This window comes from Nostoc sp., from assembly GCF_036918015.1.
Lineage (GTDB): Bacteria > Cyanobacteriota > Cyanobacteriia > Cyanobacteriales > Nostocaceae > Nostoc.
Genome location: NZ_JBALEO010000083.1, coordinates 152,132 through 178,868 on the forward strand (window position 1 = coordinate 152,132; position 26,737 = coordinate 178,868).

Annotated in this window: 19 protein-coding genes; 4 read left to right on the top strand and 15 right to left on the bottom strand. The window is 42.1% G+C overall.

Annotated elements, in window-relative coordinates; genetic code table 11:
• Positions 1–135: 135 nt before the first annotated feature.
• The 3 genes from V7K61_RS24700 (at position 136) to V7K61_RS24710 (ending at position 7,946) form a co-directional block, all read left to right on the top strand.
• Positions 136–3,324 (top strand): S-layer family protein, encoded by a 3,189-nt coding sequence (locus V7K61_RS24700; protein ID WP_335057391.1) that lies wholly within the window; start codon positions 136–138, stop codon positions 3,322–3,324.
• A gap of 706 nt (positions 3,325–4,030) precedes the next feature.
• Complete coding sequence (locus V7K61_RS24705) at positions 4,031–5,002, top strand: calcium-binding protein (protein WP_335057393.1); 972 nt, start codon at positions 4,031–4,033, stop codon at positions 5,000–5,002.
• A 280-nt stretch (positions 5,003–5,282) separates the two neighbouring features.
• Complete coding sequence (locus V7K61_RS24710) at positions 5,283–7,946, top strand: CHAT domain-containing protein (protein ID WP_335057395.1); 2,664 nt, start codon at positions 5,283–5,285, stop codon at positions 7,944–7,946.
• Between the two features lie 809 nt (positions 7,947–8,755).
• Here V7K61_RS24710 and V7K61_RS24715 read toward each other — a convergent pair.
• From V7K61_RS24715 to V7K61_RS24785, 14 genes are all read right to left on the bottom strand, one after another.
• Positions 8,756–8,980: a type II toxin-antitoxin system HicA family toxin gene (locus tag V7K61_RS24715; RefSeq protein WP_335057397.1), complete on the bottom strand. Its 225-nt coding sequence runs from the start codon at positions 8,978–8,980 to the stop codon at positions 8,756–8,758.
• 2 nt (positions 8,981–8,982) lie between these two features.
• The gene (locus V7K61_RS24720) at positions 8,983–9,189 is read right to left on the bottom strand and encodes a type II toxin-antitoxin system HicB family antitoxin (RefSeq protein WP_073550950.1); all 207 of its coding nucleotides are present in this window, start codon (positions 9,187–9,189) and stop codon (positions 8,983–8,985) included.
• Positions 9,190–9,248: 59 nt separating this feature from the next.
• Positions 9,249–9,995 carry an urea ABC transporter ATP-binding protein UrtD gene (gene urtD, locus V7K61_RS24725; protein ID WP_335057402.1) on the bottom strand — a complete coding sequence of 249 codons (747 nt, stop codon included), beginning with the start codon at positions 9,993–9,995 and terminating at the stop codon, positions 9,249–9,251.
• On the bottom strand, positions 9,970–11,088 hold the full coding sequence (gene urtC / locus V7K61_RS24730; RefSeq protein WP_335057404.1) for an urea ABC transporter permease subunit UrtC: 1,119 nt from the start codon (positions 11,086–11,088) through the stop codon (positions 9,970–9,972). The genes urtD and urtC overlap by 26 nt, the downstream gene beginning before the upstream one ends.
• A 30-nt stretch (positions 11,089–11,118) precedes the next feature.
• Positions 11,119–12,279, bottom strand: a complete 1,161-nt coding sequence (gene urtB, locus V7K61_RS24735) for an urea ABC transporter permease subunit UrtB (RefSeq protein WP_335057406.1) — start codon at positions 12,277–12,279, stop codon at positions 11,119–11,121.
• 128 nt (positions 12,280–12,407) lie between these two features.
• Positions 12,408–13,724: an urea ABC transporter substrate-binding protein gene (gene urtA / locus V7K61_RS24740; RefSeq protein ID WP_335057408.1), complete on the bottom strand. Its 1,317-nt coding sequence runs from the start codon at positions 13,722–13,724 to the stop codon at positions 12,408–12,410.
• 530 nt (positions 13,725–14,254) lie between these two features.
• Complete coding sequence (locus V7K61_RS24745) at positions 14,255–15,394, bottom strand: NAD(P)/FAD-dependent oxidoreductase (protein ID WP_335057410.1); 1,140 nt, start codon at positions 15,392–15,394, stop codon at positions 14,255–14,257.
• Between the two features lie 64 nt (positions 15,395–15,458).
• Positions 15,459–16,349, bottom strand: coding sequence for an isopenicillin N synthase family dioxygenase (locus tag V7K61_RS24750; protein WP_335057412.1), 891 nt, complete (start codon positions 16,347–16,349; stop codon positions 15,459–15,461).
• 4 nt (positions 16,350–16,353) lie between these two features.
• Positions 16,354–18,390, bottom strand: coding sequence for a bifunctional metallophosphatase/5'-nucleotidase (locus tag V7K61_RS24755; RefSeq protein ID WP_335057413.1), 2,037 nt, complete (start codon positions 18,388–18,390; stop codon positions 16,354–16,356).
• 366 nt (positions 18,391–18,756) lie between these two features.
• Positions 18,757–21,750, bottom strand: coding sequence for a UPF0182 family protein (locus tag V7K61_RS24760; RefSeq protein ID WP_335057415.1), 2,994 nt, complete (start codon positions 21,748–21,750; stop codon positions 18,757–18,759).
• A gap of 217 nt (positions 21,751–21,967) precedes the next feature.
• Positions 21,968–22,177 (bottom strand): hypothetical protein, encoded by a 210-nt coding sequence (locus tag V7K61_RS24770; RefSeq protein WP_335057619.1) that lies wholly within the window; start codon positions 22,175–22,177, stop codon positions 21,968–21,970.
• 94 nt (positions 22,178–22,271) lie between these two features.
• Positions 22,272–22,487 (bottom strand): hypothetical protein, encoded by a 216-nt coding sequence (locus tag V7K61_RS24775; protein ID WP_289799833.1) that lies wholly within the window; start codon positions 22,485–22,487, stop codon positions 22,272–22,274.
• Between the two features lie 57 nt (positions 22,488–22,544).
• Complete coding sequence (locus V7K61_RS24780; protein ID WP_335057417.1) at positions 22,545–23,789, bottom strand: cytochrome P450; 1,245 nt, start codon at positions 23,787–23,789, stop codon at positions 22,545–22,547.
• A 331-nt stretch (positions 23,790–24,120) separates the two neighbouring features.
• Positions 24,121–24,531, bottom strand: coding sequence for a hypothetical protein (locus tag V7K61_RS24785; protein WP_335057419.1), 411 nt, complete (start codon positions 24,529–24,531; stop codon positions 24,121–24,123).
• Positions 24,532–24,831: 300 nt separating this feature from the next.
• On the opposite strand from V7K61_RS24785, the gene V7K61_RS24790 reads away from it, so the two are divergent.
• On the top strand, positions 24,832–26,067 hold the full coding sequence (locus V7K61_RS24790; protein WP_442936361.1) for a DUF4336 domain-containing protein: 1,236 nt from the start codon (positions 24,832–24,834) through the stop codon (positions 26,065–26,067).
• Positions 26,068–26,339: 272 nt separating this feature from the next.
• Here V7K61_RS24790 and V7K61_RS24795 read toward each other — a convergent pair whose 3' ends face one another.
• Positions 26,340–26,618, bottom strand: a complete 279-nt coding sequence (locus V7K61_RS24795) for a microviridin/marinostatin family tricyclic proteinase inhibitor (RefSeq protein WP_335057421.1) — start codon at positions 26,616–26,618, stop codon at positions 26,340–26,342.
• Between the last annotated feature and the right edge of the window lie 119 nt (positions 26,619–26,737).

Sequence of the window (26,737 nt, forward strand, 5' to 3'; positions counted from 1 at the left end):
TATCTGCTGAAATTAATTGTAGAAAAATTTATCAATACGGCTAGCTGAAAATCCTTGAAGATGTGGCTCAAAGCTGTGGCGTAAGAAAATTGCATATTCACAGGTAGGAAATGAGCAAGCGAGGCTGGTTCTGATATGAGAACCTGTAAAGATAGGAATTGGCACTCAGATTTATTAGAAGTTTTTGGCATTATTGGAGTGCTTGCTCATGGCATATTTTGTGCTGAAAATCACGCGTTAGCTCAGATTACGCCTGATGGAACATTGGGTAATAACTCTTCAAGAATCACTCCCAATGTCAATATTAAAGGACTTCCGGCTGACCGCATTGATGGTGGTGCAACTCGCGGTGCAAACCTGTTCCATAGTTTCCAGGAATTCAATGTGGGAGAGTTGCAGCGTGTTTATTTTGCCAATCCCACAGGAATCTCCAATATTCTCACACGGGTGACGGGAAGTAACGTCTCCAATATTCTCGGCACTTTAGGGGTAGATGGTGGCGCAAATTTGTTTTTGATCAATCCTAATGGCATTTTATTTGGGAACAATGCACGGCTGGATGTAGCGGGTTCCTTTGTAGCAAGTACGGCGAATTCTTTTGTGTTTGGCAATGGGTTGGAATTTAGTGCAACTAATCCTCAGACTCCTTCTTCGTTACTAACAGTTAATCCTTCCGCTTTGCTATTCAATCAACTTCCGGCTGGCAGAATTGAAAACAGGTCAATTGCACCAGTAGAAGATAATATCTTTGGTCTACGAGTGCCAGATGGTCGGAGTTTGCTATTAGTGGGTGGAGAAATTGCCATCAACGAAGGTAAATTGAATGCTCCGGGTGGGCGAGTGGAATTGGCAGGAATTGCAGGTGAGGGGACAGTCGGACTGAATGTGGATGGTAATAATTTGAGTTTGATTGTTCCTGATAATGTAGCTAAAGCCGATATCTCACTCAGTAATCAAGCCTTGGTCAGTACCAGTGGCGAAGGTGGCGGCGCTATTCAGGTGTGGGGTAAAGGAGTTACAGTCAATGGAGGTTCCCAGATTGAAGCCAGCACTTTAGGAGCATTACCTGGAAAAGGATTGAGTGTAAATGCTTCCGAATCAGTGCAAGTCGTTGGAGAATCACCTACTGGAATTCGTAGTGGTTTATTTGCTGAAACTTTTGGGGCAGGAGATGCAGGAAGCCTGACAATTAACACCAGACAGTTACAACTCTTAGCAGGAGGAAAAATTTCATCTAGTACAACAAATGCAGGTGTGGCAGGAAATTTGACCGTGAATGCCTCAGAATCAGTACAACTAATTGGCATTCCAGATAATCCCAATTTAGGCTCTACTGGTATATTTGCTGCATCTAATGGAGTGGGAGACGCCGGAGACATCACGATTAACACTAGACAGTTACTCATCCAAAACGGAGCCGGAATCACAACTGATAACGAAGGTAAAGGGGTTGGAGGGAGTATAACAGTAAATGCCGAATCAGTGCAGCTAGTCGGTACTGCTATTCTTCCACAGTTTCCTAATAGATGGTATCCTAGCAAAATAAGTTCTAACGCTTATACCACTGGGCCCGCAGGAAAGATTACGATTAATACCAATCAGTTGTTAATCCAAGATGGAGCAGCTATTTCATCTCGAACTAGCGGTAGTGGCGCTGGAGGAAGTTTGACGGTAAATGCCTCGCAATCAGTTAAACTGATAGGATCTGCTATTAATAGTAATAGTCTATTTCCCTTTCCCAGCAGCTTGTTGACTCAAACATTGAGTACAGGAACAGCAGGAGATTTGGCAATTAATACCAATCAGTTGATTGTCCGAGAAGGACAACTATCTGCCAGTACTTTTGGACAAGGGAATGCTGGCAATATAAACATTGAAACTGTCACGATGAATATCATTGATAGTCAAGTGGGAAGCAGTGTTTACCGTAAAGGGTTTGCAGGAAATTTGACTATTCACGCTGCCGAGTCAGTGGAAATCAGTGGAAAAATCAAATCGTTTACATCTAATATTGAAAATCCTGCTGGCTTATTCGCTCAGGTAAACCCTAGAGGTGAGGGTCGCGGTGGCAACTTGACTATTGAGACAAAACGCTTGAGTGTCAGTCATGGAGGCAAAGTGCAAGTCGCTACTTTTGGTCAAGGCGACGCTGGTAATCTCACTATTCGGGCTTCTGAAGTAGAGGTATTTGATACACCTGTTGATAACCTCTTTGCTACAGGGATCAATGCAGGTATTGAACTAGACGCAGACGAAACAGTTATTCCACCCAGAGGCAATGGTGGCGATTTAACAATTGAAACCGATCGCTTGAGTGTGAGAGGTGGTGCAATAATATCGGTTGGCACTGCTGGAGTGGGCAATGCAGGTAGATTGCGAATTCATGCGTCGAAATCTGTGGAAGTTGTTGGGAAATCACCAAATGGTAACTTTAACAGCCAAATCAGCGCTGCGGTGACGTCAGAAGGTACTGGTAGTGGGGGAAGTTTAAAGATTGAAACTGAGCAGATGAGTGTTCGGGATGGAGGTGAAGTCACTGTCAGTAGTACCGGAGCGGGGACGGCAGGCGATCTTGAGATCCAAGCTCGTTCTCTGAGCCTGAATAATCAAGGAGCGATCGCCGCCATAACCAGAGCGGGGAATGGTGGTAATATTACCCTGAAGTTGCAAGACTTATTATTACTACGCAATCATAGTCAAATTTCTACCACTGCCGGCAGTAGCGAATTCGGTGGCAATGGCGGTAACATCACCATTAATAGCCCTTTCATTGTCGCTGTTCCCAAAGAAAATAGCGATATCAGCGCTAACGCCTTTACGGGAACTGGTGGTAGAGTTGACATTACAACAAACGGTATTTTCGGTATTCTGCCGCAAAAACGCCTAACCGAAAAGAGCGACATTACAGCGAGTTCGGAATTGGGGGTGAGCGGGGAAGTAACTATCAACAGTCCTGATACTGACCCTAGTCGCGGATTAACTCAACTACCCTCCAACCTCGTGGATGCATCCCGACAAATTGCTCAAGGTTGCACTGCTAGAAGAGGACAAAATGCCAGTCGTTTTATCGCTACCGGACGCGGTGGATTACCCCAAAGCCCTAATGAACCGTTGCGAGGACGAGCAGTGATTACTGGTTGGGTAGATTTGCCCGCACAAGCAACAGCCATCGCGGATAAATCATCTACTGCATCTATGACCAAATCTACCGATCCGATTGTGGAGGCTCAAGGATGGATCGTTGATGGTAACGGTAATATTATGCTTGTGGCTCAATCTGTGCAAAGTTCTTTTATTCCCTCTGCCATGTCTTGTAGTCAATAATTCGTTACTCCAAAATTCAAGGGAGGAATTCCGAACTCAGGAATACTCTTAAACGATCGCTCATATATTTTAGTTACCTCGGCAGATATATTCTCCGTATTTACTTGTACCAATTCAATTAATGATTGCAACACATCTTTGCGTAAAGACGCGATGAATCGCGTCTCTACAAATGGTCTATTTGTCGCATTCTTTTTTCTAATTGGTATTATCTTCACATAGTTTGGTTTTTTATGCCTACCTACTTACACCTGTCAAAGGAGGCAGAGGCAATACTGTCATCACTGTGCCAACAACTTCTGCGGTGGTTTGGGAAAAGGGTTTTTTCTTATACCATTTCCCTACTTGTGCAAGAAGTCTATCGACCGATAATACAAAATTTCTGCTTGGGGTGCATAAAAAATAAAACTCATCGTATATAAGTTCAGCAGGGAGATTCACTTAGCTCAACTTTATTCAGCAAAAACCCTGGCTCTTGGGAAAATGCTTTTTAAGTAAAACTAACTTCCCTTAAAGGTTTCAAGGATAGTGTAGACCTTATTTAGCGTTTTGTTGCAGATATCTTATTAGCAACAAAACCGATAAAGTCGAGCTAAAACCGGACTTCCGATTGCGTCTCTGTGTGATGAAATATCACCCTAGATAGACCTTGCTGAAACCAAAAAACTAAAACCTTTTACTTTTACTACTCAGAGGAATAATTAAAATGCCAACCTATAGTGGAACTAACGGAAATGACAATATTATCGGTAGTATTTTTACTGATAGTATCTTTGGGTTTGGAGGAAACGATACCCTTAATCCTGGGTCTGGACTTAATGATTATATAGATGGCGGCACGGGGGTTGATTTACTCGTAGCCGACTACTCTAATGTCAGCAGTCCCTACAGCTTTTCCTTCAATAATATCGAAAAAATTTCCTTCAATGGCAGTAACGGAGTTGATAATTTTACCTTCAACAATACCACTGATACCCTATACGGTAATGGTGGCAACGATATCTTGGATGCTGGGGCTTTCGATGATTATCTTAATGGCGGCAGTGGAAGTGACTCTATCTACGGAGGCGATGGTAACGATACCCTTAATCCTGGATCTGGAGTTAATGATTATATAGATGGCGGCACGGGGATTGATTTACTCGTAGTCGACTACTTTAATGTCAGCGATCCGTACAGCTTTTCCTTCAATAACATCGAAAAAGTTTCCTTCAATGGCAGTAACGGAGTTGATAATTTTACCTTCAACAATACCACTGACACCCTATACGGCAATGGTGGCAATGATATCTTGGATGCTGGGGCTTTCGATGACTATCTTAATGGCGGCAGTGGTAACGACTCTCTCTACGGAGGAGACGGCAATGATATTTTAAATGGTCGTACAGACAACGATTACCTTGTGGGAGGAAGTGGAGCCGATAAATTTGTCTTCGACTCTCTGTCTGATGGAATTGATTACATTGCAGACTTTAAGTACTTTGAAGGAGATAAAATTCAGATTTCTAAATTTGGATTTGGTGCGAGTTCTACCAGTCAGTTTAGTTATAACAACAGCACAGGTGCTTTGTCTTTTGATAAATCTCCGTTTGATGCGATCGGATCGGTTCAATTTGCCTCTCTCCAAACCAACTTAGGGAGCGGATTTCTTCCTAGTGTTGACATCGTTTTGGTTTAATAACGACAAAACGCTTTATAGAAATCATCTACATGACAAAACAAAGCATCTAAACTAAACATAGGACAGGTTACTGGATTTGTTGTTATTTTCAGCTTACTACCTGTCCTTTTTCTTATCCCAAACTCAGGTTAATTAGATTGTGGAGGCTCAAGGATGGATTGTTGATGGTAACGGTGATATTATGCTTGTGGCTCCATTTGTGCAAAGTTCTTTTATTCCCTCTGTCATGTCTTGTGGTCAATAATTCATTACTCCAAGATTCAAGGGAGGAATTCTGATGAAACCCAAGATTCATAAAAACAATCAGTGGCAACGGATATGTGACGGATTTAATATATGGTTGATTCATCCCTTTAAAATCCATAAGTTGCCTGTTTTCATACTCTTGGTTCTGGTGACAGCTTTTTTGTGCGTTATTGCTTTTCCTGTTGCTGCAACTATAGAGACACAAAATATCGTAACTCTTGGAGTGTCAATCCAAAATCCTCCTGCACAAACACAAGACTTGCTGCAACAGGGTAAACTGCTGTATGAGGCAGGAAAATTTGCAGAAGCGGTTAGAGTTTTGCAACAAGCAGTTAAAAGTTTTGGCAGCCAAGGCAATGAATTGCAGCAAGCTGTGGCATTAAGTAATTTGGCGTTGGCATATCAAAAGCTGGGTAATTTGCCACCAGCGCAACAGGCAATTACGGATAGCTTGAAGTTGCTCGAAAAATCCTCTCCTGCCCAAAATCTTCAGGTTTTGGCTCCAATTCTAGATATTCAAGGTAGTATTCAACTAGACTTGGGACAAGCTGAACAAGCACTTAACACCTGGCAACGTGCGGAAGCCAGCTATAAGCAATTAGGCGATCGCAATGGCATTATCCGCGATCGCATCAATCAAGCACAAGCATGGCAAGTTTTGGGATTTTACCGTCGGGGTTTGACAATCTTGACTCAATTGCAGCAGGAGTTACAATCAAAACCTAATTCAGTCAGTAAAACAGTAGAATTACGGTCTTTTGGGAATGCTCTGCAATTAGCCGGAGATTTGAATCAATCTCGTCAGGTATTACAGCAAAGTTTGTCAATTGCCCAAAAATTGGATTCTCCTCAAGATGTGAGCGCGGCTTTATTCAGTTTAGGCAACACGGCACAAGTACAGCAAGATTTTAAGGGTGCAATACAGTTTTATCAGCAAGCTGCTGCGATCGCTCCTAACCCGATTAGCAAAGTTCAGGCTCAAGTTAATCAGTTGAACTTACTAGTGAACACGGGACAAACAGCCGCCGTGCAGACACTATTGCCGCAAATCCAAACTCAACTGACACAACTACCTGCTTCTGTGACAACTATTTATGCGCAGATTAATCTAGCTCAAAGCTTGATGAAATTCGGAACTACACCCCAAGCGATCGCTCAAATCTGCGCGAGGGCCCTGCAACAAGCTCAAAATTTGGCAGATAAACGAGCCGAGAGCTTTGCCCTTGGGACTCTGGGCAGTGTATACGAACAAACAAAACAATGGTCAATAGCCCAGAACCTCACCCAAGAGGCACTGAACATAGCCCAAACAATCAACGCCCCAGATATCGCTTATCGTTGGCATTGGCAGTTGGGACGCTTGTTAAAACAGCAAAAAGAGATTGAGGGTGCTATTGCCAGCTATGATACTGCGATCGGTGAGTTGCAGACTCTCCGTAGTGACTTAGTAGTTGTGAATCGAGATGTCCAGTTTTCCTTTAAAGAAAGTGTAGAACCTGTATATCGAGAGTCCGTAGAATTATTGTTGCAGTTTCAGCAAACTCATCCCAGCGAACCAATCCTAGACAAAGCTAGACAGAGGATTGAAGCACTGCAACTAGCGGAATTAGACGACTTTTTCCGGGAAGCTTGCATTAATGCTAAAACTGTTTTGCTTGACACAGTGGTAGATAAAGATAATCCCACAGCCGCAATTATTTATCCAATTATTCTGCCCGATCAACTGCAAGTAATTGTCAAAATTCCTAAACAACCACTGCGTAATTATACAGTAAACAAGTCACAGAATCAGGTAGAAGGTACTATAAAACAACTCAGAGAGTATCTATTAGAACCCGATCGCAATGAGGAAGTGCAAGCGTTATCACAGGAAGTCTATGGGTGGTTAATCAAAGAAATTGAGTCAGATTTAAAAGATAGTGGAGTCAAAACCCTTGTATTTGTACTGGATGGAATATTGCGAAATGTGCCAATGGCCATATTGTATGACGGTCAGCAATATCTGGTAGAAAAATACGCTGTAGCACTCAGCTTAGGACTCCAGTTACTCGCACTCAAACCCTTGGCACAAACAAAACTCAATGTCCTAGCTGCCGGGTTAGTGCAACCACCACAAGGCTTTCAACAGCAGTTTCCACCGCTACCAGAAATTAAAGCAGAATTCGACTCTATTTCCCAAGCGATCGCCTCTACCACCCAGTTACTAGATCGAGACTTCAACAGCAAAAACCTAGAGAGTAAGGTAAATACTGTACCATTTAATGTATTACATCTGGCAACTCACGGTCAATTTAGCTCCAGTGTTGAGAATACTTTTATACTTGCAGATGATGGGCCGATCAACGTTACGCAATTTGATAGCCTACTGCGCCGTCGAGATCAAACTCGCTCAGAAGCCTTGGAAATGCTGGTGTTAAGTGCTTGCCAAACCGCTACTGGTGACAATCGCGCCACGCTAGGGCTAGCAGGAGCATCCGTGAAAGCCGGTGCCCGTAGTACCTTGGCTTCACTATGGCATATCAGTGATAAATCTACTGCGATCTTAATCGGTGAATTTTATCGTGAGTTAGTTAAAAATGAGGTGACAAAAGCTGAAGCCTTGCGTCGTGCCCAAGTAAAGTTGTTAAAAGATTATCCCAATTACAGTCGTCCTGGTTACTGGGCACCCTATGTTTTAGTTGGTAACTGGCTTTGACAAATTCTTATCCACTGAATAATCAAGTTTTGATAATAGGATATAGGATAATAACCCTCTTTTATCACTTTGGGAGAATCCAATCACTGAAAGCCTTTCAGAGCTTTAATTTTCAGGTTTTAGCTACAAACTTGAGTTGCTGTTAGAAAATAAAGGCTCAAAGCTTGACTCAATAAAAGTTTCGGAAACTTGCTTCTATTATTGTTTTCCGAGAGTGACAAAACAGGGATAAGTTGCAAAAAAATTGTAGGTTGGGTGGCAATACTTGTCGGGTTTTGGGGAAAAGGGAAAGGGGAAAGAAAAAATCTTTAACCTTTACCCTTTAACCTTTTCCCAAAACCCAATTCCGAGTTAAAAATGCACAAAGCGTGCAGTATTGGGTTGGGTGGAGGCTTTGCGTAACCCAACATCCTGATATATGTTGGGTTGCGCTCCGCTCCACCCAACCTACGTCTAATGTACTATTTTAGCCTAGACAGTCCACTACGTGTATTTCAAAAATCAAATACTAGTCCTATAGACATAATTAAATATAAAATAAACTCCTAGTTTGTAGTGAGCGATTTATCGCTCAGAGCAAGGATTATAAGGACTAAAGTCCTTACTACAAACAATAAATTTATTACAATTTGTCAGTGGGTGGAGGGACAGTATGAGGATAAGATATTTACAGGTGCAACTTGTATGGAATCAGTGGTAGTTGGTGATTGGGCGCTAACAGTAGAGCAGGTGTTTAACAGCGCAAACCTACCAAAATTACCAGGCGAATAGAATCTTATTGAAAAATAAAAACTGGGATGCACTCCGCATCAAATTACAGAAACAAACTCGTTGACTGTAAGCCCAGCAGTGCGAATCAAACTTCGCAACGTTCCTTTTGCTACTTCACGATGCTCAGGAACAGACAGTGTGGCTAACTCTCCTTCCTTAACCAGGATGATATGGCTTCCACTTTGACGTGCAACTTCCCAACCAAATGACTCAAATACACGAACAACTTCACGTCCACTAAGAATAGGAAGAGTAGACGCCATAACTAAGCCACAACCTCTACTTGGTGAGTTTCTATGGTAAGTGGCAAACCGCGCTCGGCACGAACTTGTAGGCAGGCAGCTATTGCATCTTTGATATTCTCTAATGCTTCTTCCTTAGTCTGACCTTGACTAACACAACCCGGAATACTGGGGCACTCTACAATCCATGCACCATCTTCATCACGATCAAGCGTTACATTGAACTTCATATTTCCTCATCCACTAAGCTTATAACTATAGTATATCTAAGCCTTGTAGAGCTAAAAATTTAGTCTTCTTGTTTTCCCAGATATACTTCAATTACACGAGAGTCATTTTGCACTTCTTCAAAATTTCCTTCGCACAACACCGAACCTTCATGTAAGACCGTTACTTTCTTGGCAATTTGACGTACAAATTCCATATCATGTTCAATTACTAAAATTGAATGATTCTGCGCTAATGCTAAAAGTAATTCGCCGATGTTGTATGTTTCTTCATCTGTTAAACCAGCAACTGGTTCATCAACTAGTAATAAATCAGGTGACTGTGCTACTAACATCCCAATTTCTAAACGTTGCTTTTCTCCGTGAGAAAGTAAAGCTGCTCTGATATCGGCTTTTGGCGTTAAACCGATGGTTTCTAATAATCCTTTAATATTATTCTTTTCAACAGCATTAGAATGTTCAAACAAAGTAGAGAAGACATTTTTCTTCTTGTTACTGGTAATTTCTAAATTTTCACGGGGCGTTAAGTTCAGGTAAATTCGGGGTGTTTGAAACTTGCGTCCAATTCCCAATCGGGCAATTTTATATTCAGGTAAAGAACGCAGATTTCTTCCTTTGAATAAAACTCGCCCCACGGTTGGCTGAACTTTACCTGTAATCACATCCAGAAATGTTGTCTTTCCCGCACCATTAGGGCCAATTACTACTCGTAATTCACCCACATCCATACTAAAATTAAGCTGATTTAAAGCCTTAAAACCGTCAAAACTAACAGTTACGTTTTCAGTTTCCAATATTTTCGCGTTCATGTTGCACTTCCGGGTCTTCTTCCAAGGTGGGATATGTAGCAATTTCTTGATGACGGTGGAAAAGAGAAATATTCTGACTACGCAACCATCCCACGATACCGTCGGGAAGGACTGTGACGACTATCAAAAATAGTGCGCCTTGGAAAAATAGCCAGATTTCGGCAAATTGTTCGCTTAAAAAAGTGCGGGCATAATTTACTAACAAAGTTCCGACAATTGCCCCAATTAAAGTAGCGCGTCCGCCTACTGCTACCCAAATCACCATTTCAATCGAAAAGGCAATATCCATTGCTCTGGGTGATACAGAACCACTTTGAATAGTGTAAAATGCTCCTGCTATACCTGCGATCGCACCGGAAACTGCAAACACCAACACCTTAAAATCTGTAGGGTCATAGCCAGAAAATCTTACCCTACTTTCATCATCCCGAATCGCTATCAACAACCTCCCAAAGCGCCCAGTTGTCAACCAGCGACAAATACCGTAGGTGATTGTGAGAAATATTACCGTCAGCGTGTAGAAAACAAACTGCGTTTTGGCACCGCTCACCGTTGCCCCAAACAAAGTTGTAAAATCTATCAGTCCATTCGTACCGTTGAAAAATTGTTGTTGACCATTAAAGAAGTTGAAAAATACAATAGTTCCGGCTTGAGTCAAGATGGAAAAATAAACTCCCTTGAGACGATTTCGGAAAACCAAATATCCCAACAATCCCGCCAATAACCCTGGAATTAATACCACCAAAGCTATTGTCAAAGGAAAAGAATAAAAAGGTTGCCAAAAGGCGGGAAGTTCTGTAACCCCATAAAGTCCCATGAAATCAGGCAATTCTCCAGTCGGGACTTGCAGTTTCAGGTACATTGCGATCGCATATCCACCCAAACCAAAGAAAATACCATGTCCCAAACTCAATAAACCAGTATACCCCCAAATCAAATCGATACCCAAAGCTGCGATCGCCAGCGACAAAAATCGTCCCAACAAATTCAGGCGAAACTCCGACAGCACCAGTGGCATGATAATTATAAGGAAAAGTGCGATCGCGATCGCCACCCCCACCTCAATTAATAACCCTCCTCCCTTTCTTCTCATTCTCTGCGTCCTTTGCGTCTCTGCGGTTCGTTAAACATCAACAGTACGTCCCTTTTGCGGAAAAATCCCCCCAGGCTTCCACTGCAAAAACACAATAATCAGCGCAAACACCATCACCTTAGCCATACTCGTCGTCGCAAAAAAAGTAAACAAATCAGCCAAAGGTTTAACAGGAGTCAACAACAAAGCCAAAGTACCAGAACCAATTAAAAAATTAGCCGTACCAATACCCAACGCCGCCACAATCGTCCCGGCTAAATTGCCCACACCCCCAACGACAACCACCATAAAAGTATCAATAATATAGTTTTGTCCCGTATTTGGCCCTACAGAACCAAGCAAACTAATCGCACATCCAGCCACACCAGCTAAACCAGAACCCAGCGCAAAAGTAATCGCATCAACCTTTTCAGTTGGGATACCCAAACAAGCGCTCATACTCCGATTTTGCGTCACAGCCCGAATCCTTAAACCCCAGCTAGAACGTTGTAAAAATAAGTAAATTCCTGCTACACAGATTATTGTTAAAGCAATAATAAATAATCTGGCAAAGGGCAATTGCACACCACCTAAAGATATCCCTGCTTGTAACCAAGTCGGTGCTGTTACATCTACATTTTGAGCGCCAAACCAAGGTTGAGTTACTGCTAACTGATAAGTTTGACTCAATAAATTGCCTGTTGTAATTGTCACCCCCAGCGATAATAAAAATATCACCGCCACAATCCAGTTACGAACCCTTCCCAAATCTGTGCGAGAATTTAAAATCCATAAACCTCCAAAAAACAGCAGAGAAAATAGGCCTAGACCAATTATCAATACCCAATTCACACTGCGGACAAACTGCTGAAAAATTAAACTTACTCCCCAAGTTGCCAATAGAGTTTCTAATGGGCGTCCATAGAGATAACGAATCACACCTTTTTCTAGAATTAATCCCACACCAGCCGTGAATATAAACGCGATAATCAAAGCCAAAAATATATAGACTTCAAACCACACCCCACCCAATTGTTTGCAAACATTTTGCACAACATAAGTTGTATAAGCGCCGAACATCATCAATTCACCATGCGCCATATTGATGACGCCCATCAATCCAAATATAATGGCTAATCCCAACGCGGCAATCAATAATACAGCGCCAATACTAATACCATTAAATACAGCTTCCAAAAATCCTGCTAACACTTATTTCTCCACAACAGCTATCAGCTTTTTTAGTCATCAGTCCTTTGTCCTTTATCCTTTGTCATTTGTTGCTTGTAACTATTAACCGATGACTAATGACAAATGACTAATGACTAATGACTAATGAATTAAACTTTCTTGTACTTACCACCCTTAGCAGGGTCACTCCAATCACAAGCAAATCCCTTAGTTTCCTTCACAAATTGATTCCAAGGAACTGGCTCAACTGCTGTCGGAGTAGCATAGACAATATCAAATAAACCATCTTGTCTAACTTGACCAATCCGCACAATTTTGGATATGTGATGATTAGCACCCATTGTCACTTTACCTTCAGGTGCATCTAGAGTTTGACCATAAGCCGCAGCACTTACCTTAGCTATATCTGTAGTACCAGCTTTTTGGACTGCTTGTTTCCACAAATAAACTGCAATGTATGCTGCTTCCATTGGGTCATTTGTCACCCGATTTTCACCATACTCTTTTTTGAAAGCTGCGACAAACTTCTTATTAGCAGGTGTGTCTACTGTTTGGAAATAATTCCAAGCTGCATAGTGACCTTTGAGATACTCTACACCAATCGCTTTAACTTCTTCTTCAGCAATACTTACAGACATAGAGGGATATTTCTCTGGTGTCAATCCAGCCCCTTTTAATTGTTTGAAGAAAGCAACATTGCTATCACCATTTAAGGTGTTGTAAATCACGCCACCATTGGGTAAATTTTGCTTAATTTTAGTGATAATTGGTGTAACTTCTGTATTACCAAGAGGTAAATAATCCTCACCAACTGTTTTTCCGCCTAAAGCTTCTAGTTGAGCTTTAATAATTGTATTAGCAGTCCGGGGAAAAACGTAGTCAGAGCCAACTAAGAAGAATTCTTTGCCCTTATTTTTTAACAGCCAATCAACAGATGGTTCAATTTGTTGATTTGGTGCAGCGCCAGTGTAGAAAATATTTTTAGAACACTCTTGACCTTCGTATTGCACAGGATACCAGAGCATGTGGTTTTTGCTCTCGAATACTGGCTTAACGTTCTTGCGGCTAGCAGAAGTCCAACAACCAAAGACTACAGCTACTTTATCTTGATCGATTAGCTTCGTTGCTTTTTCTCTAAAAGTATCCCAGTTAGAAGCACCATCTTCGGTAATTGCTTCAATTTGTTTACCTAAAACACCACCAGCAGCGTTAATTTCTTTGATTGCTAACTTTTCAGCATCAACAACGCTTTTTTCACTAATAGACATCGTACCACTCAGAGAGTGCAAAATACCGACTTTGATAGTGTCACCAGCAGTCGCCGCCGCTGGTGAAGCAGTAGGAGGTGCGGCTGGACTCTCTGTAGCAGTTGGAGAATTATTCGCGCAAGCTTTCAAAAAAAAGCTGCTACCAAAAGTTAAAGAACCGTAGATTATAAACTTGCGTCGGTTAAATTGTCTTCTCATCTTTTTATGAATTTTCCTGTTGATGAATCAGCCAACTTATAGAAAGCTGACAATATCAATCTTTAAAGTGTGATATTAGTGCGATAGTTTACTAGTAAAAAGTGACGCCTTATACAAAAAAGCTTGTTTTTGTAATAAAAAACAAACTTTTTAAGATTAAGCTTTGTGAACTTTATAAATATTCTCATATCTATGCAATATGTTATGGAAGAAGAAAACCTTTCTCTTTCACGAACATCTTTGATTCTAGACAGTTAAAAACTGCTAATACCATTTCTTTGTGAGGCTGCGCCAAACCCTTTTAACTTCTTTCTTTCTTTCTTTCTTTCTTTCTTTCTTTCTTTCTTTCTTTGTGTCCTTTGCGTCCTTTGCGGTTCGTTTCTCTTTCTTATTTCTTGTACTTCAATATGGTTTAGCGCATCTTCATACAGAATTGGTATAAGTATCTAGGCATAAATAAATTTAAAGTTTGTAGTAAGGACTTTAGTCCTGATAATCCTTGCTCTGATTGTGTTTTTCGCTGTGGGCTTTTAGATTAGCATTTGTGTAATAATTTCATCTTCCTGGCCAGTTGCAAAATTAGCAAAGCGATTTGCCAAAGGTGGTATAAGTACTAGGGGATTGCTAAACCCGGAGAAAACATGAACGCCTTCCAATCCTGGGATAGCACCAATTAAGGGGAGTTGATTGCTACTAAATGCCACTAAGCAGTGATACCAAGTCCCTGGTAAATTCTCCAATGCTGGTAAAATTTGACCAACACTTTTTCGCAACCATTTTTCGCTTACCTCTGAGTTTACATTGGCATGAGGATCTGCGATCGCACGGCTAATCTGCCCAATGCGAATACTACCATCTTGAAACTGAATCGCACCCACATCTAAAATCGGTGGTACTAACTCATTACCAAGTTCATCCCATAATTCATCAACTTGAGTAGATTCAGCTTCTAGTTGAAACCGTTGCTGATTCGCTGGCATAACTAAGGTGCGTAATCTGACATCAACGGCTGGGGTTTCAATGATTTCTGCGTGGGTAAAATACAGCTTGATGGAAACACCAGCAGATTTGAGAAGTTGGCGGCTGAGTCCACCCGCACAAACGACAACGTTAGCGCTGTGGAAAGTTGCACTGGTGGTTTGGACGCCATCTTGCAATATTTGCAATACTTGGGTAATCTGCATTTCACCCCCAGCCCGCTTAAAAGCTTGGATGTAAGCTTGTGCTGTTTTTTCTGGATGAATATGACCGTGTTTGACAGTTAAAGCCCCAGATATCGCCTCTCGATTTAGCTGCGGTTCCAACTCACAAGCTTCTTGGACACTGAGTAAACGGGGTGGAATGGCACAATCATTATATGATGCCGCAGTTGTTTCTGGGTCGTTATGGGCTGAAATAGTCAGTAATAAATCTAATTCCCGAAATTGAATATCAGCGTCTAACTCTTGAGATAGGATATGGTAACGTGCGATCGCTTCTTCGCACAATAGCCGAGTTAGTGGTGTAGTACCCGACCAATAGGCCAGCCCACCATAACTATAGCGAGTTGCATTCTCTGGTCTGCTGTGTTGCTCCAACAAAAGTACAGAAAAGCCAGTTTTAGCCAGTTCATAAGCGAGTGCAGCACCCGTAATTCCGCCGCCAACCACAATCCAGTCGTAGGTTTTCATTATTAAATGTCTTTCTTAATTACGAATTACGAACTTGTACTGAGCGTAGCCGAAGTATTACGAATTACGAATTACCATAAGTTGCTTGTAAACGGCTTAAAAGATATTCTCCCGCCAGGATAGGGGGATAGATAGGTGATTGTTCTTTCTGGCAACTCTCCAAACAAGTAATTTCTGTATCATCATTAGGATGACAGAAAAAAGCCATAGAATACCGCGATTGGTTCACCCTATTATCAGTGGGAATCATCACTCGATGCTTAGTTGAGCAAAATCGATGATTTGTCCACCGTTGCATTAAATCGCCAGTATTGACTATTACAGTATCAGGAATTGCAGGCGCGACAATCCACTCTCCAGATGCTCTCTTTACTTCTAACCCGCCAACGTCATCTTGGAAAAGTAAGGTAATACTGCCATAATCGGAATGCTCACCAGCACGCACCTGTCCGGGTTTCGGTGGTGTCTGCAATGGCGGATAGTGTAATAGTCGCAAGGTATGATTTTGTTGATTATGTTTTATAGTAAAAAAATCTTCTGGCAATTCCAACGCCAACGCATAAGCTTGTAATATCGTATTAGCAAATTCTGTACACCTATCATAGAAGCTAACAAGAGAAGCATCTATCCCTACCGCTTGTTTGTTTACATTAAACGCCTCTTTTAAGTCGCCTGGTTTATTGGGGTCTAGACGTTCTCTCTCAATCCCAACGTAACCCATATTAATAAATTCATCACTCCAAGCTTGCTTTTGCTTAACTTCTAAAGGTAAATTGAAAAAAGATTTGCTGTGAGTGAATACTTCCTCGATTAGGTCTTTTGATATTGCCGAATTTTGCAAGTACATGAAGCCAATTTCATGACAAGCTTCATAGATTTGTTTGATGACAGCTTGCCGAGTTGCTGCGTTGCCCTTAGTAAAATTAGTGAAATCAATTACTGGAATTCTCACCATTGATTTAAAATACCACATCTTTACGCAGCTTCAGATTTTGAATGCGAGTATCTTCGCTAGGTGGTACATCCTCCTGAGCAAATGGAATCTGCTTAAAGTTAGCAGCCAGGTATTCTGCTAATGCATCTTGTTCAGAACCATCAGCAGCAAATGTGGCTAAACCTGTACGTTTAGTATCTTTTGATATCAAATCAACCCGTTCTCTTTTAGGAAAAGGATAACCATCACCACCATTTGCTAAGAAGTTTAGGGTGACAGCGCGGAAGATGCGATTAGAGTCACCCACTAACTCTGCATTTTTCACCACTACATCAATAATTTTGCCTTTTCCATCTTTGATAGCCAGGGATTTAACACGCTTACCTGCTGGCAAGTCCGGGTCAAAGCTAAAGGCTAATCCTGCTACTTGGGGAAAACTGCCAGGGGTAGCACCCGGCGCTATGGCTGCTACACTGTGTTCAATCACTGCTATTAGTTCTTTAGCATTCAAATTCACTAAAGTCAAGCTATTGTTAAACCGTAAAGCATTGGCGATATCAAGTTGGGAAATTTCTTTTTCTTTCTTGCCTGCTACAGGATTTGCTTGGGGTGGCAGTTTGATAGCATCTTGCGAACGAGTCGAACCTGGGGGAAAAGTATAGATACCGATATTGTCACGGATACCACCACCATTTTTGATAGAAATGACAGTTTTAGGATCGTATCGTTTAGCGATCGCTAAATTAGCTTCGGCTGTCAAATTCCCTAAATTGGTTTCTTGGGTGCGGACATCACCCCGCCAGCCGTTAAGAAAAACGTTGGTTTTCCCAAAAATCTGACTATCTTGGGCAATAATCACTTTTTTGAGCGCCTCTGTAATGGCGACAATTTTAGCATCGGGTTTTCCACCTACAGCTGCTACCCCTTGAGAATCAGTCGCATAAGCACCGCTGATTTTAGGGTCAATACTTTTAGGAATAATTACTCCCTTGGCATCAAAGTTAACTACTAGACGACCAACATAACGATAGTTTCCATCAGTATTAACTACAGCTATCGGATTTCCATCTGCGGCTTTTTTGATGATTGGATAAGTTCCAGCAGATTTATCACCGACTCGCAGACGGTCTGTTTTGTCGGCTAGTAAGGTATTGGAACCGCCAGCAACAATAATATCTACTCCCTTAAGTAATGTTGCTAGCTTTTGCTCAATCGCTATTTGCTGCATGTGTGCCAATAGAATGACTTTATTAATCTCTGGATTTTTTGTCAGCAGCGTGTCAACAGAAGTTTGAATTTCAGCAGCTAAGGCGACAATATCTGCGGCATCGCGGTCATTAAATTCTTTAGGCAACACAGTCACACCACCAGGAGAAGAAATAGTCCGCAGTGTGGGAGTTGTCGCCCCAACTACAGCAATTTTTTCACCATTGACAGTAATGATGGTGCTACGGGCAATTTTATTCGGAATTTTACTTGCCTCTTGTCCATCAGCAGTAACTAATTTTGCCAGTTCTTTATCAGTGGTGAAGTCTAGATTCGCGCTGAGATAGGGAAATTTTGTACCTGGGTAATCTTGTTTAGCACGGAGTAAGTCGGCAACAACACCCGTACCTAAGTCAAATTCGTGATTGCCAAATGCGATCGCACCAAACCCAAGAGCATTTAAAATTAAAATATCTCCTCGTCCCTGACCACCAAAAACTGTGTCACTGGCAAATAAGAAGGGACTGGGAATATAAGCATCTCCAGATGAAAGGATTAAGGTATTAGGATAATCAGGTTTGCCATCACCATTAGCATCCTGATTTTTCAGTGCATTCAACACCGCCGAAAAGTTCGGTGCATCTTTCAGCGCTGGGACACCTGCTTCTTGGTCGGAAGTATGTAAAAGTTGTAGTGTGAACCTTGACTTCTGTGCTGTTTTAACTTGCACTACACCACCAGTAGTTCCTAAAAATAAAAAGATGCTAGATATAATCAGCGAACTTAACTGGCTAGTCCTGAAATCTCGGCGATTAAACTTACTGACAAATCGACTTTTCCAATCTAAAAAAGACATAATAAATTTTCTAGCTCATCAATGGTGAATAAATTTTTAGTGATTTATGTGTAGGGTGTGTTATCGCGTAGCGTAACGCACCTAAGCCTTCGGATGGTGCGTTAGCCAGAGGCATAACGCACCCTACGTATATTTCAAAAATAAAATATGAGTCCTATAGCTTTCCTGGGCAATTGCAAAGACTGCGAATAACTTTTATACTTTCAGTCGGCTCTTGTATTCAATGAAAAATCACGTAGCGATCGCATGATATCAAGCTTGGGTGATTACTTATAATAAAACTTATCGAAGTCTTATCCCCCACACTCCCCACACTCCCCACACTCCCCTTCCCCCTCTGCCTACACTATGCGTGAGAAATCCGGGTTAACCTGGTGGGACTGCTTCTTCAAAGGGACGGATAATCGCCGGCGCTGGTGTAACTTCTGGTTTAAAGATTCCCTGCAATGCTTGTTCTAAGGTTTGCGCCATGACAATCCGGTTTTCGTAAGCAACTACTACCCGTACCAAAGTTGGCAGACTATTCTGTGTGGCTTCTAGATAGATTGGCTCGACATACAGCAGCGATTGCTCAATGGGAATTACTAGTAGATTGCCTTGAATAGCTCTCGAACCCTGGCGATTCCACAAGGAAATTTGCTGAGAAATTACTGGGTCTTGGTTAATCCGCGCCTCGATTTGCTCTGTTCCGTAAATCAGGCGTTCTTTAGGAAAGACATATAGCACCAGCTTACCGTAGTTTTTGCCATCCGATCGCGCCGCTAACCAAGCGATTAAATTAGTCCGCTGTCTGGGAGTATAGGGTAAAAACAGCAGAAATTCTTCAAAATCTACGGTGGGTAAACTAGTAATCAAATAATACGGCTCTACCGGACGGGGTTCACTGCCATAGATTTCATTAGGAATCTGCCACTGGTCTTCCCGGTTGTAAAATACTTGGGCGTCGGTCATGTGGTAGGTCATCAACCGCTCAGATTGAATTTTGAAGAAGTCCACTGGATACCGGATATGACTGCGGAGAGTCACTGGCATAGTACTGAGTGGTTTGAAGGTGTTGGGAAATATCCTTGACCAAGTGGCAATGATGGGATCGTTGGGATCGGCAATATAAAAATTAACGCTGCCGTTGTAAGCATCAATCACTACCTTGATCGAGTTACGAATGTAGTTGATACCATCGCTACCAGTGTCTGAGTAGGGATAGCGATCGCTTGTTGTGTAAGCATCAACAATCCAGTAAAGATAACTGGGATTACTGGGAAAATCTTGATTAGCGTTAGTAGCAACTAAATAGGGGTCGCTGTCAAATTTTAGGAAGGGTGCGATCGCTTGAATTCTTTCCTTGACATTTCGCCGCAGTAGCACCCTTGTCTCTGGCAAAAAGTCCCGCGTCAGCACCATCTGCCAATCTTTCAAATACGTGGCAAACAGCCAGCGTCGCCATGCTGAACCGATTTCAACACCACCCAGACCATCGTAAGAGTTGTAAACATTGTCACTACCGCTAGGATAGTCTAACTCTCTAACTCTTGTGCCAGTCATTACATAGGCATTGGCGATTTCACCGTAATAAATTCGGGGTTGCCCAATCGGAATACTTTCACGAATGGCTTTACTAGAAGTTGTCAGAGCGCTACTATCACCGCTAATATCTTTGACAAAATATTCTGGTAGACCACCCGCCCCAACTGTATTAACTGGGCTAACAGTAAACCCAAAACCGTGGGTATAAATTAAATGGCGGTTAACCCATGTTTGAGCTTCCTGTGGTACGCCAGTGTAGTCTAATTCTCGTGCGGCAATCAGTACCTGCCGCCGTTCTGTTGATTCAACTGCTTCCTGCTTAGGTTCTGGTAGCTTTTGTGGGGCAGAGGGTCGGCGTGAAGTTGCATCTGTTTTCAGAGTATATCGATCGATATCGGCATCGGGAAACCGATAATACGGTCGAATTTGTTGCAGCTGACGGTTAGTTTCTAACAGTGGTCGCTGATCCCAAAGGCGAATATTCCGAATTGTCGAGTCGTTCTTTTGGATGTCAGCTTCAGTCAATGTTCCTTGCGGGTTAAAGGTTCTAACATCGATCGCTTCTAAATCAAATGCTTGGCGAGTTAAGGCAATAGTCCGCTGAATGTAGGGTTGCTCTCGTTGCAACTCATTAGGTTGGACAATTAAATATTGCACTACCGTAGGTAAAACAACATCAGCAGCTACAACTAGTACTAGATAAACCCCCAACCCGTAAAATACCAAGCGACGATACTGAGATTTGGGTTTCCAGAAAAACGTTCGCCCAAGTAGGTACGAGGCGATCGCTACTGCCACAACGCACAAAACGGTATAAGCTGGCAACTGGGCTGTCACATCGGTATAGCTAGCACCATAACTCACGCCACGGCTAGAATACACGAGTTCATAGCGACTCAGCCCATAACTCAGAGCCACTACCAGCATCAACAAGCCACCCATACCGAATAAATGACGCTGTTGCTGGGGCGAAAAACCGGGGAAAATTCCCTGACTCAAACTATCCCCCGACAAGAGATAAGTGAGAGTAACGGCGACGAAGCCATACAAACATAATCCCATCAGCCAGAGTTCTAGCAGTTCCCAAAAGGGTAAGGAAAATACGTAAAAGCTGATATCTCGACCAAATAAAGGCTCAGTGCTGTTGAAAAGGGTAGGGTGCAAATATTCCAGCACCTTGGGCCAGTGTCGGAATATGATGAAGGCAAAAATGGGACTAGAGAGAATTGCGATCGCAGTGAGTAAAAATTGGGGATAGATTAAGATGGCGATCGCTACTCCCCCAATTAAACCGAGATACCAGACTTGAGAGACAATCTGCCTCAAAAGTTGCCAGATTGTCTCCGGTCGAAATAGGGCGGGAACGGGTAGAATAGCCTGATTGACTGGAGTATGCCAGTAAAAAAGAGCAATTTGACTATAGTGAGCCAGCATTAACCCAATTAACAAGCTCAATATCAGAGTTAAGGGTAATAACCAGCGTAATTTTAATGCTTGAAAGCGTTGTGGCGCAAGTATCTGGGTTTCGTCGCGTCTTGGATAATTAGGACTGAGAAAATTTGTTAATTCATTGTTGAGTTCTACTTGCTCAATCTTTAGAGATTGGGAATATTTTAGCCGTTGTGCTAAAGCCAGGTTTAACAGTAGATAGGCAGCAGTTATTCCAGCCACGACTACCCACAAAATACCACGAGTCAGCAGCCTCAACAAAAATACTTGGAGATAGCCGACTTCCCGAAACCAAAAAATTTCTGCTCCCAGACGGGAACCCAGATCCAACAGTAGCCACAGCCCAAAAAATCCGATTAATAGCCTAAAGCCCCATTTCCAATACATTGATATGTAATTTAATAAGAACGCCAATTCTCTATTTGCAAGCTGTTTACTCTTTGAAATTCTCGAATATTAGATGTTACAACAATATGATTGTGAGTTAGTGCTGTTGCTGCGATCAATACATCATATAGCGGTTCTCGGTTGAGTGAGGTACAAGAACCCCACCCCCAACCCCCTCCCCGCAAGCGAGGAGGGGGCTAAGATGTACCTCATGTGATTAGGAAACGCTATAAGAACCGATAGGAGTACCCGCTGTTTTCAAAATACTTCTAATTTGGGCAGCTTGTTCTGCTTCTTCCACACTAAAAGGTAAAATCGTAATCGAACCTAACAATGCTTCAATCAATGATTGGATTTTTAAGGCACGTTGAGGATTGATTGCTAATCCATACTTAACCTCGATTACTGTTAAGGAGGAAATAAAAATATCTGTGGGAGTAGTAGACTTTAATAGCTTGAGAGTATTTTTTCTCCCTTGACAAAATCACTAATTACGCAGGTATCGAGTAAATAACCCATCATTAAAACTCGATTTCGTTAGGTGGTAGTAGTTCGTCTCGGTAGGACTCAAAAATAATACTTTCTACTACACCTTGATGTTGCATAATAGTTTCTGGCCAAGTCATGGGTTTTGTTTCTAAGAAAGTAACAAAGACTTTGCTTTCAGTAATACCTTGTGGTTTTTCAGCTAATTCGATTTTGCCGTTTTTATAAATTCCTTCAATGGTTCGTAGCATTGTTTTTACCTCCTATCGAAATTATAGAAGTATTTATCTTATTACCGAACTGGTGGTTCATGATGCCTTGTCAAACTCAATATAGAGGTGCTTCAGTGTCCGCATGAGTACGTTCGGTAAATATTGGTATCCTTCTTGTGCCAAGCGAATATCCTTCAACCGTAGCAGCAAACGCTGATATGCGATCTGCATTTCCTTACGAGCAAGCATAGCGCCCAAACAAAAATGAATCCCATGACCGAAAGATAGGTGGTTGCTGGCATTATGGCGGCGCACATCGAAACGCTCACCCTCAATAAATTTTAGCGAGTCGCGGTTAGCAGCATCGAAGCGGAGCATCACTAAAGACCCAGCTTTGAGATCGACATCTTGGAGCTTTGTATCTTCCGTCACAACTCGCCACATTCCTGCTGTCGGACTTTGCATTCGTAAAACTTCTTCAACAAAGTTCTCTAACAGAGAAATATCTGTTTGTACCAACTTCATCTGCTCTTTGTTGTTTGTCAGCAACAACATCCCACCTGCGATCGCACTGGTGACAGTCTCATTGCCTGCCACTAATATTTGCTGAATTATACTCAGTAGTTCAGCAGTGTCGAGCGATCGCTCTCCATCCACTTTTGCCTGTACCAAGTCAGTAATCAAATCATCTTGAGGCTGTTTTTGGCGTGACTCGATGACATCATGAAAATAATGCTGGAAAGCAACAACATCTTTAGCACACTCGATTTCCTGCTCTCTAGAAAGTAAGTTACCTAAACGCGCAATAAAAGCATCAGACCATTGCTTGAACTTCGGCAAATCTGCTTGCGGCACACCTAACTGTTGAGCAATAACTTTCAGCGGTAAGGGTACGGCAAACTCACTGACGAATTCACACTTGCCGCGATCGATAAAGCTGTCAATGAGTTCATCAACAATCTGCTCAATCAAGTCACGCATTTTGTTGATACGCGACGAGGTGAATGCCTTATTCACCAGCGAGCGAAATCGCTCGTGTTCTGGTGGATCTGCCGTCAGTAACGTGTTCATCTGAGGCCAACCTTGAGCAGCAATTTTCTGCAACTCCTGATCGTGTTGTTCTTTGCCAGCTAGTAAAGTCGAGAAATTGCTAGAGAATACTCTTGTATCCTTAAGAATTTCGATCGCTAAGTCATAGCGAGTAATAAGAAAGAGTTTTGCTTCCGTTGTGGGACTTGGTAGCTCCATAATTGGTGCTTGCTCCTGTGCCAGCTTGTAGAATTCATAAGGGCACACAAGCACTTCTGGATCGAAGAAGTTGTAGTCTGACAGATGCTTCATGCTTCTAAGTGGCGATCAGTGATGGTTTGCTTTGACTCAAAATGAATCAACATCATCTTAACAAGTTACTCACCGTCGGCTCATTGGCGATGAGCTACTTCCGACTTCCACCAACTAGTTAATGAAGTTGTAAGTTGAAGTCGGAAGTTACCGCAATCGGGGGCGCTGTCACCATCTGTCAACGATTGCGTACAAAATCGCCCGGCGATCGCCAAGTTTTTTGCTGGATTGCATACTAGTCCTGTTAAGCCTGGTTGTCGGTCATACTCATCAATTTATGGATGTCTAAAAATTTCTTCTATATTTATGCAGATTCAATTTTTGAATAAGTTTAATCTTTTTTTTTTAGCTTTTGAATCCTTTCAAAAATCTTATTTATTAAATTTGCCCCCAAAAATTTTTCTAAATAATCAATTATTGCTCCATCAAAAGTACTTTTAACCACAAAATCAGGTAAATCTATTCGGTTGTTATTTATTTTGATAAAATCTTTTACCCAGTAATGTCTTTCTTCCAACTTTGAAATAAATGTCTTACTTCTCTTGTATTCATAGATAGCTATAAAAAAATCTTCCGCTTTTATGTTGTATTTTAGATTAGCCCTCGCTACAATCTTTTCTATAATTTCTTCTGGTTGATTAGAATCACTATAGTGTTTAATGTCATCTGTGAAATATGACGATTCAGAAAAATCGGCTAGAACATCTGCGAAGCCTAGTGAATAGCTATAATGGTCAGACATTTTTAGTTATCAAATACATTGCTTATAAATATAATTCCCTAAAACACGATTCAACAAACACTCCCATAAACTAGACAAAAACTCAGCCCGCGATCGCAATTTTAGGTAGGCAACCCAACATCTGGTGAACCCTCGCGCCCGTGCCCCCTTGCTGGTAAACTTTCGGTAAAAAGTTTAATTACCGACAAGTGTTGTGTGGGGATTCTAGCCAGTTGCCCTCGCCCGACAAGCGTGCTATATCAATCTTATAGCCACTACAGCACTCTCATAACTGGCCCACGCCAGGACAATGGAACGACGATGAATTCACTTGGATCTCAGTCGAGGGTTGAACTACAAGATCGAGGGATGTCTCCTTTGAACAACCCCAAGGATTGGTCATGGCCATTCTGGGCTGCTGTCCCACTCTACCCCTACGGCAAGCGGCGGACACTTCGTAAAGAAATAGTTCAGGACACTATCTGGACATTCGATCAGCTTCACGGCATTCTCTACACCATCGTGCCGATTCGCATGACTATCGTCAAGCTCTCTGCCGGAGGACTTCTGGTCTATGCACCCGTTGCTCCAACAACTGAGTGTGTCCGCTTGGTTAATGAGTTGGTAGCAAAGCACGGTGAAGTTAAGTACATCATACTGCCAACCAGTTCTGGTTTGGAGCATAAAGTCTTCGTTGGCCCCTTTGCTCGTCGCTTTCCTCAAGCACAAGTCTTTGTTGCCCCGCACCAGTGGAGTTTCCCGTTCAACCTTCCGCTTAGTTGGCTAGGCTTTCCCCAAAAACGAACTCAAGAACTCCCAGAGGACTCAAGCCTTGCTCCCTTCGCTCTGGAGTTTGACTATGCAATATTAGACATCAACTTGGGACGAGGATCTTTTGCAGAAGTTGCAGTGTTTCACAAGCGATCGCACACTCTGCTTGTAACTGATTCTATCCTTTCTGTGCCAGTTGACCCACCAGAAATCCTCCAATTAGATCCTTATCCCTTACTGTTTCATGCCAGAGATAATGCCTGGGAAACGATCGAGGACAATGAAGACAACCGTCGCAAGGGATGGCAGCGCATTTCACTATTTGCGCTTTACTTCCGTCCAAGTGCCTTAGAAGTTGCTTCAATCGGACAGATGTTTCATGATGCTCTCAAAGCACCACAGCGATCACTAAAAACGTACTTTGGTTTATTTCCTTTTCGCTGGCAAGAAACCTGGAAGCAAGCATTCGACGCTCTACAAGGTCAGGGACGACCATTTGTCGCACCGATTTTGCAAATCCTCATTCTTCCTCAAGCACCAAAACAAGTCCTCAACTGGGCTGATACAGTTGCAAGTTGGGATTTTCAGCAGATTATTCCCTGTCACTTTGACTCCCTAATTAAAGCAAATCCGCGTCAATTCCGGCAAGCATTTGCTTTTCTGGAAAAAAATCTTTCTTCTAGTGAAAACCAGCTTTTATTGGAGGAAGACTTAAAATTCATTCAGGAACTTGAAGCGGGTCTAGTTAAGCGCGGTATCGCAACGCCAGCTAAAGATAAGTTGTAATCAATTAGGGAACTCCAAGAAATAAATTATCTAATATTGTGGGGTGGGCAACATGAGCGCCCAGTCCATAGGGCGGGCGAGACGCCCACCCCACAAGAATTAAATTGTCAACTACTGAGAAAGCAAAATATTAAAAAAGTGAACTTAATTTTAATAGGAAGCCAACCCCTAGATCAAGTTGGCAAAGCTAAATGTATTTTTATACTGACTAATAATTTTAAAACCGCATCTCTGGTGTAGTCAAAAGTATGCAGCTATGAAGGTCAAGACGACTATGTGTCCTCACTATCTGAAGGAAACTTCAGAGTAACAGCGTACTTGTCATTATTAGAAGGGTGGTTGTTGGTTACTGTATTGGCATCTTCTTGATCGGATGGAAACTTCAGAGTTTGGACACCCTCATCATGATTATTGTTTGTGGCATTATTGCATCCACCGATAATCGCTTTTGATTCTTCATCAGAAAGGTCTTCAAGGCTTTGCCCTTCCAAGAATCGAGCAAAGAATGGTACTGCTTGTGAATTCAACTCTTCTGGTTTGTTTTCAGACACAATCTTCCTCCTATAACAAGTGAATCTAAATTTATACTGTACCTGTATGATATGACATAATACTTACCAATATATTTGCCAAAATAAGAGTTTATACATTAACTCACCCTCGAAAAGTG

What these genes read in the sequence shown, in the direction of transcription:
- V7K61_RS24750 (WP_335057412.1), bottom strand. Translation starts at nt 16,349, where the DNA reads ATGGTGAGAATTCCAGTAATTGATTTCACTAATTTTACTAAGGGCAAC.
- V7K61_RS24705 (WP_335057393.1), top strand. Translation starts at nt 4,031, where the DNA reads ATGCCAACCTATAGTGGAACTAACGGAAATGACAATATTATCGGTAGT.
- urtC (WP_335057404.1), bottom strand. Translation starts at nt 11,088, where the DNA reads ATGAGAAGAAAGGGAGGAGGGTTATTAATTGAGGTGGGGGTGGCGATC.
- V7K61_RS24700 (WP_335057391.1), top strand. Translation starts at nt 136, where the DNA reads ATGAGAACCTGTAAAGATAGGAATTGGCACTCAGATTTATTAGAAGTT.
- V7K61_RS24785 (WP_335057419.1), bottom strand. Translation starts at nt 24,531, where the DNA reads ATGTCTGACCATTATAGCTATTCACTAGGCTTCGCAGATGTTCTAGCC.
- V7K61_RS24715 (WP_335057397.1), bottom strand. Translation starts at nt 8,980, where the DNA reads ATGGCGTCTACTCTTCCTATTCTTAGTGGACGTGAAGTTGTTCGTGTA.
- V7K61_RS24755 (WP_335057413.1), bottom strand. Translation starts at nt 18,390, where the DNA reads ATGTCTTTTTTAGATTGGAAAAGTCGATTTGTCAGTAAGTTTAATCGC.
- urtA (WP_335057408.1), bottom strand. Translation starts at nt 13,724, where the DNA reads ATGAGAAGACAATTTAACCGACGCAAGTTTATAATCTACGGTTCTTTA.
- V7K61_RS24720 (WP_073550950.1), bottom strand. Translation starts at nt 9,189, where the DNA reads ATGAAGTTCAATGTAACGCTTGATCGTGATGAAGATGGTGCATGGATT.
- V7K61_RS24790 (WP_442936361.1), top strand. Translation starts at nt 24,832, where the DNA reads ATGAATTCACTTGGATCTCAGTCGAGGGTTGAACTACAAGATCGAGGG.
- V7K61_RS24780 (WP_335057417.1), bottom strand. Translation starts at nt 23,789, where the DNA reads ATGAAGCATCTGTCAGACTACAACTTCTTCGATCCAGAAGTGCTTGTG.
- V7K61_RS24760 (WP_335057415.1), bottom strand. Translation starts at nt 21,750, where the DNA reads ATGTATTGGAAATGGGGCTTTAGGCTATTAATCGGATTTTTTGGGCTG.
- V7K61_RS24745 (WP_335057410.1), bottom strand. Translation starts at nt 15,394, where the DNA reads ATGAAAACCTACGACTGGATTGTGGTTGGCGGCGGAATTACGGGTGCT.
- urtD (WP_335057402.1), bottom strand. Translation starts at nt 9,995, where the DNA reads ATGAACGCGAAAATATTGGAAACTGAAAACGTAACTGTTAGTTTTGAC.
- V7K61_RS24775 (WP_289799833.1), bottom strand. Translation starts at nt 22,487, where the DNA reads ATGCTACGAACCATTGAAGGAATTTATAAAAACGGCAAAATCGAATTA.
- V7K61_RS24710 (WP_335057395.1), top strand. Translation starts at nt 5,283, where the DNA reads ATGAAACCCAAGATTCATAAAAACAATCAGTGGCAACGGATATGTGAC.